The organism is Streptomyces sp. NPDC054847, assembly GCF_053610925.1.
In genome coordinates, this window is record NZ_JBSGZJ010000046.1 from 21,888 (window position 1) to 27,941 (window position 6,054).

At 69.1% G+C, this 6,054-nt stretch carries 7 protein-coding genes; 1 reads left to right on the top strand and 6 read right to left on the bottom strand.

The window, feature by feature from the left end:
• The first annotated feature begins 20 nt into the window (after nucleotides 1-20).
• A complete protein-coding gene (locus ACWGH4_RS08290) occupies nucleotides 21-1,268 on the top strand; it encodes an RNA polymerase sigma factor (RefSeq protein WP_453457295.1) in 1,248 nt (415 codons plus the stop codon).
• Between the two features lie 149 nt (nucleotides 1,269-1,417).
• Here ACWGH4_RS08290 and ACWGH4_RS08295 read toward each other — a convergent pair whose 3' ends face one another.
• Genes ACWGH4_RS08295 through ACWGH4_RS08320 form a run of 6 tightly spaced genes read right to left on the bottom strand, consistent with a single transcriptional unit; the run spans nucleotide 1,418 to nucleotide 6,029 of the window.
• A complete protein-coding gene (locus tag ACWGH4_RS08295; RefSeq protein WP_453457298.1) occupies nucleotides 1,418-2,077 on the bottom strand; it encodes a hypothetical protein in 660 nt (219 codons plus the stop codon).
• Complete coding sequence (locus ACWGH4_RS08300; protein WP_453457301.1) at nucleotides 2,061-2,723, bottom strand: contact-dependent growth inhibition system immunity protein; 663 nt, start codon at nucleotides 2,721-2,723, stop codon at nucleotides 2,061-2,063. The genes ACWGH4_RS08295 and ACWGH4_RS08300 overlap by 17 nt, the downstream gene beginning before the upstream one ends.
• 11 nt (nucleotides 2,724-2,734) lie before the next feature.
• Nucleotides 2,735-3,034 (bottom strand): RNase A-like domain-containing protein, encoded by a 300-nt coding sequence (locus tag ACWGH4_RS08305; RefSeq protein ID WP_453457304.1) that lies wholly within the window; start codon nucleotides 3,032-3,034, stop codon nucleotides 2,735-2,737.
• A 12-nt stretch (nucleotides 3,035-3,046) separates the two neighbouring features.
• Entirely contained in the window at nucleotides 3,047-3,754 is a 708-nt protein-coding gene (locus ACWGH4_RS08310) for a hypothetical protein (protein ID WP_453457307.1), read from the bottom strand.
• 2 nt (nucleotides 3,755-3,756) lie between these two features.
• On the bottom strand, nucleotides 3,757-5,730 hold the full coding sequence (locus tag ACWGH4_RS08315) for an RNase A-like domain-containing protein (RefSeq protein WP_453457309.1): 1,974 nt from the start codon (nucleotides 5,728-5,730) through the stop codon (nucleotides 3,757-3,759).
• Nucleotides 5,730-6,029 (bottom strand): WXG100 family type VII secretion target, encoded by a 300-nt coding sequence (locus ACWGH4_RS08320; RefSeq protein WP_441265790.1) that lies wholly within the window; start codon nucleotides 6,027-6,029, stop codon nucleotides 5,730-5,732. Before ACWGH4_RS08320 ends, ACWGH4_RS08315 begins: the two co-directional genes overlap by 1 nt.
• Between the last annotated feature and the right edge of the window lie 25 nt (nucleotides 6,030-6,054).

Genomic DNA, 6,054 nt, shown 5'->3' on the forward strand with positions numbered 1-6,054 from the left:
GGCTGCTCTGATGGGTGGCCGTGACGGCAGCAAGTGCAGTGGAAGCGGTCTACAGGATCGAGTCGGCGCGGATCATCGCCGGTGTCGCCCGCATCGTGCGGGACGTCGGCATCGCGGAGGAGCTCGCGCAGGACGCTCTGGTCGCCGCGCTGGAGCAGTGGCCGGAGTCGGGCGTCCCGGACAGACCGGGAGCCTGGCTCATGGCCACCGCCAAGCATCGCGCGATCGATCTCGTACGCCGCAAGGAGACGTACGCCCGCAAGCTGGCCGAGGTGGGGCGGGCCGCCGAGGACGTCGCGCCGCCGGTCGAGCCGGCGGATCCCGACGACATCGACGACGACCTGCTGCGGCTGATCTTCACCGCCTGCCATCCGGTGCTGTCCACCCAGGCCCGCATCGCGCTCACGCTCAAGCTCCTGGGCGGTCTGACGACCGAGGAGATCGCCCGGGCCTTCCTGACCGCCGAGTCGACCGTCGCCCAGCGCATCGTCCGCGCGAAGAGGTCACTGGCCAACGCGGGCGTCCCATTCGAAGTGCCGTACGGCGCGGACCGCGCCGCCCGGCTCGGGTCCGTGCTCGACGTCATCTACCTGATCTTCAACGAGGGTTACTCGGCGACGGCCGGCGACGACCTGGTCCGTCCGGCGCTGTGCGAGGACGCGCTGCGGCTGTCCCGGGTGCTGGCCGGACTGATGCCCGGCGAACCCGAGGTGCACGGCCTGAACGCCCTCCTCGAACTCCAGGCCTCCCGGATCCCGGCGCGCACCGGCCCCGGCGGGGAGCCCGTACTGCTCGCCGACCAGACCCGCACCAGATGGAACCGGCTGCTCATCCGCCGGGGCGTCGAGGCGCTCCACAGGGCGGGCGGCGGCCCCTACGGCCCGTACACCCTTCAGGCCGCCATCGCCGCCTGCCACGCGCAGGCCGTGCGCTACGAGGACACGGACTGGGCGATGATCGCCGCGCTCTACGGGCAGTTGGCGGCCCTGACGCCGTCCCCGGTCGTGGAACTGAACCGTGCGGTCGCCGTCTCGATGGCGGAAGGACCGGCCGCCGGACTCGAGCTGGTCGACGCACTCGCCGATGAACCGGCCTTGAAGGACTACCACTTGATGCCGAGCGTCCGGGGAGACCTGCTGGCCAGGCTCGGGCGCGCCGAAGAGGCCAGGGCGGAGTTCGAACGGGCGGCCTCCATGGCCCGCAACGCCCGCGAACGTGACCTGCTGCTGGAACGGGCGGCACGGTCCGGGCCGGAGACCGGCCGGTAACCTCGTCGCACTGCGCTGCTGGAGCGCCTTGACCCGCGACCCGGCGGGCGACGCTGGGCGCTCCGCCTGGTGACCCGTACCCCGCCCCGGCGGCGGAGCGGGGCCGCGCGCACCGCTGAGCGGGCCGGTCCGGGGACCTACGGACGGCCTCAGCGGTGATGGCTGACCATATGGGCGTGGCCGAGGTCCACGACGAGGGAGAGGGCGGCGGGCGTCACGCTGGTGTCGAACCCGAGGAAGTCTCTTCTGAAGTGCTCGCAGGCGGCACAGAGGGCGAGTGCCTCCGAAGCCTGCGCGACGAACCGCACGACCTCGCAGTCGCAGCAGGGATGCTCACCGTCGATCCGGCCCTGGAAGGCGCTCTCGAACGAGTCGTACTCTCCGTCGTACGCCCACGTGTCGAGGTCGCGCAGCAGCGGGAACCGGGCTGCCGCCTCCCACTTGGCGAGCGGAACGTCACCGTGTCCCGCCGGCCCCTGCCGGTCCGCGAGCCGCAGCAGCCCGGCGAGCCCGGTCATGAACCCGGGCACCGTGTCATCGGTGGCGGAGGCGGCGGCCAGCCAGGTCTCTTGCGCGTCCTTCGGGCACCTTCGGAAGAAGTCCTCGTCGAAGGTCAGGGCCAGGTGGTCGAGCTGCGAGGCGAGCGGCTGCAGCGGATGCCGCCAGGCGGGGTCCCAGTGCTCGGTCCGCAGGACCCTGGCCATCCGCAGCACCTGCCACTCGAGAGGATCACCACCCTGTGCGGCGGCGAGGCCCACGAGCTGGAACAACGGCCCGCTGGTGAAGGCCCCTTCAGGGTGCAACGGCATCGTCGGACCGTCCCCGCAGTCGTGCGGCGAGCTCGGTGAGCCAGGCGCCGGGGGTGTACGGCGCGGGTGGGTCGACCTCCATGCCGAGTTCGGTGACGGCGAGCGCGTAGTCGGTCTCGTCCAAGGGCAGCGTGAGCAGGTCGTGGACCTCGCCGGTCAGTTGGGCGACCAGGCCGCTGTCAGTGGTGTCCAGATAGTCCTGTACCGCGGCGTCGTGGTCCTCGAACTCGTCCGGCATGTCCTGGGAGAACCATCCGCCGAGGAACTGGGCGAGTTCGGGGAAGCGGGCGTGCCACTCCCAGCGGGTCCGGGGAGTGGAGGGGGGCGGGGCATGGCCGGTGTCGACGCTCTCCTTCAACCGGTCGGCCAGGCGGACGAGCCACGCCTGGATCTCGGAGTCCGGCAGTCCGACGTCGGGTACCGGGTAGAACTCGCCGAGGCGCAGTCGGAGCCGGCCGGGCGGGTTGTCGGCGTAGGCGCGCAGTTGTTCCTCGGCGATGGGGATGGCCCAGGGGCGGGTGCGCCAGGTGTGACGGAGATAGGCGGTGAGGGGCTCGTCGTCGTCGGCCCTGTGGCCGAGGTAGGCGCGGACGACGTGGTCCAGCTCGCCGTACTTGCGGTCGTGTTCGCGTGGCTTCAGGGACACGGGTGGGGCCTTCAGAGGTAGATCGGGAAGGTGGCGTGGACGGTGAAGCCGTGCGGGCTGGTGTCGTCGCGCTTGAGGATCACGCGGGCCGCGCGGACGTCGAGCGCGTCACGTCCGGCGAGCAGCATCGCCTGGAGCAGGACGCGCCCTACGGGCTCCGGGCGGGACGGCCAGGCGGCCTCGATGGTCAGCCTCTGCCGGGTCGACTGGGCCAGCCAGCGGTGGACGGCCTGCTCGTTGGCCGTGACGACCTGCTGGGTCGCCCACTGGGCGGTCTCCCGGTCGGGATAGGTGGCGGATCGGGTTCGCATGCGTGAGGGTACCTATCGCTTTTCCCACACCGGCGGGTGGTGGGTCTTCATGTGGTCGATGCAGCTCTGCGCCAGCAAGGGGAGCAATTCCTCGAAATCCACGGCGCCCGATCCGCCTCCGTGTTCCTGCGCGAAGAACCGGTCGAGGGCGTCCTCGTTCTGGAACAGGGCCAAGGCCTCGTAACACTCCGCGGCCGTGCCCGGCAGCTCCCACGGGCAACGTGGATGGATCTGGTCGATCCACATCGCGATGCCCTCTTCGACCGTGGACCCGCTCATCTCGTCCGAGATCGCCGAACCGTCCTGGCCGAAGTAGATGGACAGCTTCGGAATGAGACGGGGGAAGCGCAGACTGAGTTCCCTGGTCGTCATCGCGACCTCCCCCTTGGGCAGGGAGTTCCACTTTTCCACGTGGGCGGCGATCTCCCGCAGGACATGCGGCGTGCGCTCCACCGGGTCGGCCGTGGGCATGTTCTTCGGCACCGGAGTGCCCTCCGACAGTGCCGAGGCGAAGAGGTCGGCGGCCGTCCGCAGTTCGGCGGAGACTTCATAGAGGTTGGCTCCACCACCATCGGCGGAGTACCGCATGCCTCTGATCATCGGGGCCAGTGCGGGCTCCCAGCGGTCGGCCTCGACCGGGAGCCTGTCGTGGAAGGGCGCCATGAGCTTCCTGGCACTGGACAGCCTGAAGTACTCGTACAAGCCCTGTCGCTTCTCCATGGCTAGTTCGCCTTCTCTCCCACGATCGGCATGGAGGTCATCACTACGAAGGGAGGATCGAGATCCTCGTTGTAGACGAGTTTGGACTTGACCCCGTAAGTGTCCTCGGCCTTGCTCACAGGGAAGGGATCATCCCTCATGTGCTGGCGGTCGATGCTCCTGCCGGTCTCCCCGTACGGGGTGTTGTCCACCTTCAGCTCAAGGGGCGTCGGCTTCGCGGCGGACTTCTGGTCCTCGATCCAGGCCGTGATCTCCTCCGAGTGTTTGTCGATGTTGTACTGCGTGGCCCGCTGCGCCGAGTCGAGGTCCTTGAAGGTCGAGGCATTCGCGGGGAAGGGCTGACCGTGCGGCCAGGCCGGCGGGGGCTGGCCCTCCACGATCGGACGAGGGCCCTTCTTCAGGTCGTCGCGGAGTCGCTGGGCCAGTTGCTCATCGGTCAGACCGACGTGCCGGGTGGCGGTGTGGGAGTTCTCCAGCCACTCCGTCGAAGCCAGATCCACCTGGTAGATGCCGAGATCGGTGTGGCCGTCGCGCGTCCAGCGGTGGCGGGGCTTGAACTCGTCCAGGGCCCTGGCTCCGAATGCCCTGGCCCTGGCCACTTCCGCCTCGAAGGTGGGGGCGCTCAGATAGGCCTCGTCGAGCTCGGCCATCAGCGCGCGCACCTTGCCGGCCGCTTCGTGGAACGCGGCGTGACATGCCTCCACGGCCGCATCCGCCCCGGCCTTGTCCATGTGGGAACGGAACGTCATCACGATCTCGCCGAAGGCAAGGGTGGCGGTGAGCCGGGTGAGCTCCATGAGATCCAGGTCGACGGTCAGATCCTTGATGGTCGCCTTGGCGGCCTCCGCTCCCAGCCGGCTCGTCGTCTCCCGGCACTTGTCCGCGGCGTCGGCGGCATCGTGGAAGGCCTTGTGGAGCTCGTCCCCGGTCTTCGCAAGGACCTCGATGATGGGCCGCCGGGCCGACGGTGAGTCCTTCGGGTTCGTCTTCCAGTCACGGGCCCCGGGGGTGTCCCTGGGCACTTCCTTGGCATCCGTGCCACGGGTCCTGCCCCAGGCCGTCGTACCCCAGATGGTCTGGCAGAAGGAGTTCATGGCGGCCTGCCATTCGCTGTTGCCGCCGTCGGTGATGTAGGCGATGCAGTCCGCGAATCCCTTCGCGTGCTCCTTCGCCGCTTTGCCCACCGTCTGCCAGGCGTCACCGATGGCGCGAAGCTCGTCGGTCTGGGCGCCGGGCGTGATCTCCACGGTCTTGCCCAGCCTCAGGCCGTGCTCGAAAGCCTCCTTGAAGGTGTCGGCCAGCCAGTCCGGGCCGTTGCCGGCCCACGCCAGAATGGGACCGGAGTCGTCCCCGGTCCCCGTCCACTTGATGGAGGAGACGTCGTCGTAGGTCGTCTTTCCCACGCAGACCGGTGGGCTCTGCAGCGGCGGCATCTCGAAGGAGTGGCGTTTGTTCGCCTGCCGCGAGGCCCAGTCCGCCCTCTGGTAGTTGTTCGCGGTCTCGGTGAGACCGATGACGACGCCCTCGATGCTCTGGAGAGCACGGGCCCAGACCTGGAGGAAACGTTTGGCGACATCCTTGTACGCGTCGGCGAAGGCATCCGCTCCATGGCCCTTGCCCGCGACCTGCGTCTGGCTCCACCCGCCGACCGATCCGAGAAGTCCCGTCGCGGACTTGTGGAACTCGAACTGCTCGTTGCTGACGAGCCCGGACGCGTAGTAGACGTGCCCCGGCCTGATGTCGAAGGTGCCGTTGGCGTTCGGAGGCTCGGTGGGCTTGAGCTTCTCGACGTTCTTCTTGCGTTCCCGTTCCGCCGAACCCGTGTCGTGACGTGAGATGTCGACGCCGTGCGGATCCTTCAACGAACCCGGCGACGGCTCGGGGGTGGGAGAGGCACCGCCCGAGGGCGGCGTCTTCGGTGACCCCGTGTCCTCGTGGGTACCGGTGGGAGACGGGGCAGGGGTGGGCGTGCCCATCAGGCGGCTCCCCAGCCGCGCAGGACCGCGCGGTGTGCCTCCGCGTAGTTGGCGTGGCCGGTGGTGACGACCTCGTGGAGCCAGGCCTGGGCGGCCTGGAGGTCCTGCATCTGCTTGTCCCACTGGTCGAGTTCTTCCACGAACGCGTCGCGGGCGTCGCCCTTCCAGGTGAGGACGACCTTCTCGGTGCGGGTGTAGAGATCTTCCAGGCGCAGGTTGAGCTGCTTGAGGATGTCCTCGAGTTCGCCGGCGGCTTCGCGCAGTGTGCTGAAGCTGACGCCGATGTAGTCGTCGGCCATGTGTGGTGCCCCCGTGGAATCGTGC

Coding starts and splice junctions, on each gene's coding strand:
- ACWGH4_RS08315 (WP_453457309.1), bottom strand. CDS start 5,730: ATGGGCACGCCCACCCCTGCCCCGTCTCCCACCGGTACCCACGAGGAC.
- ACWGH4_RS08320 (WP_441265790.1), bottom strand. CDS start 6,029: ATGGCCGACGACTACATCGGCGTCAGCTTCAGCACACTGCGCGAAGCC.
- ACWGH4_RS08295 (WP_453457298.1), bottom strand. CDS start 2,077: ATGCCGTTGCACCCTGAAGGGGCCTTCACCAGCGGGCCGTTGTTCCAG.
- ACWGH4_RS08310 (WP_453457307.1), bottom strand. CDS start 3,754: ATGGAGAAGCGACAGGGCTTGTACGAGTACTTCAGGCTGTCCAGTGCC.
- ACWGH4_RS08305 (WP_453457304.1), bottom strand. CDS start 3,034: ATGCGAACCCGATCCGCCACCTATCCCGACCGGGAGACCGCCCAGTGG.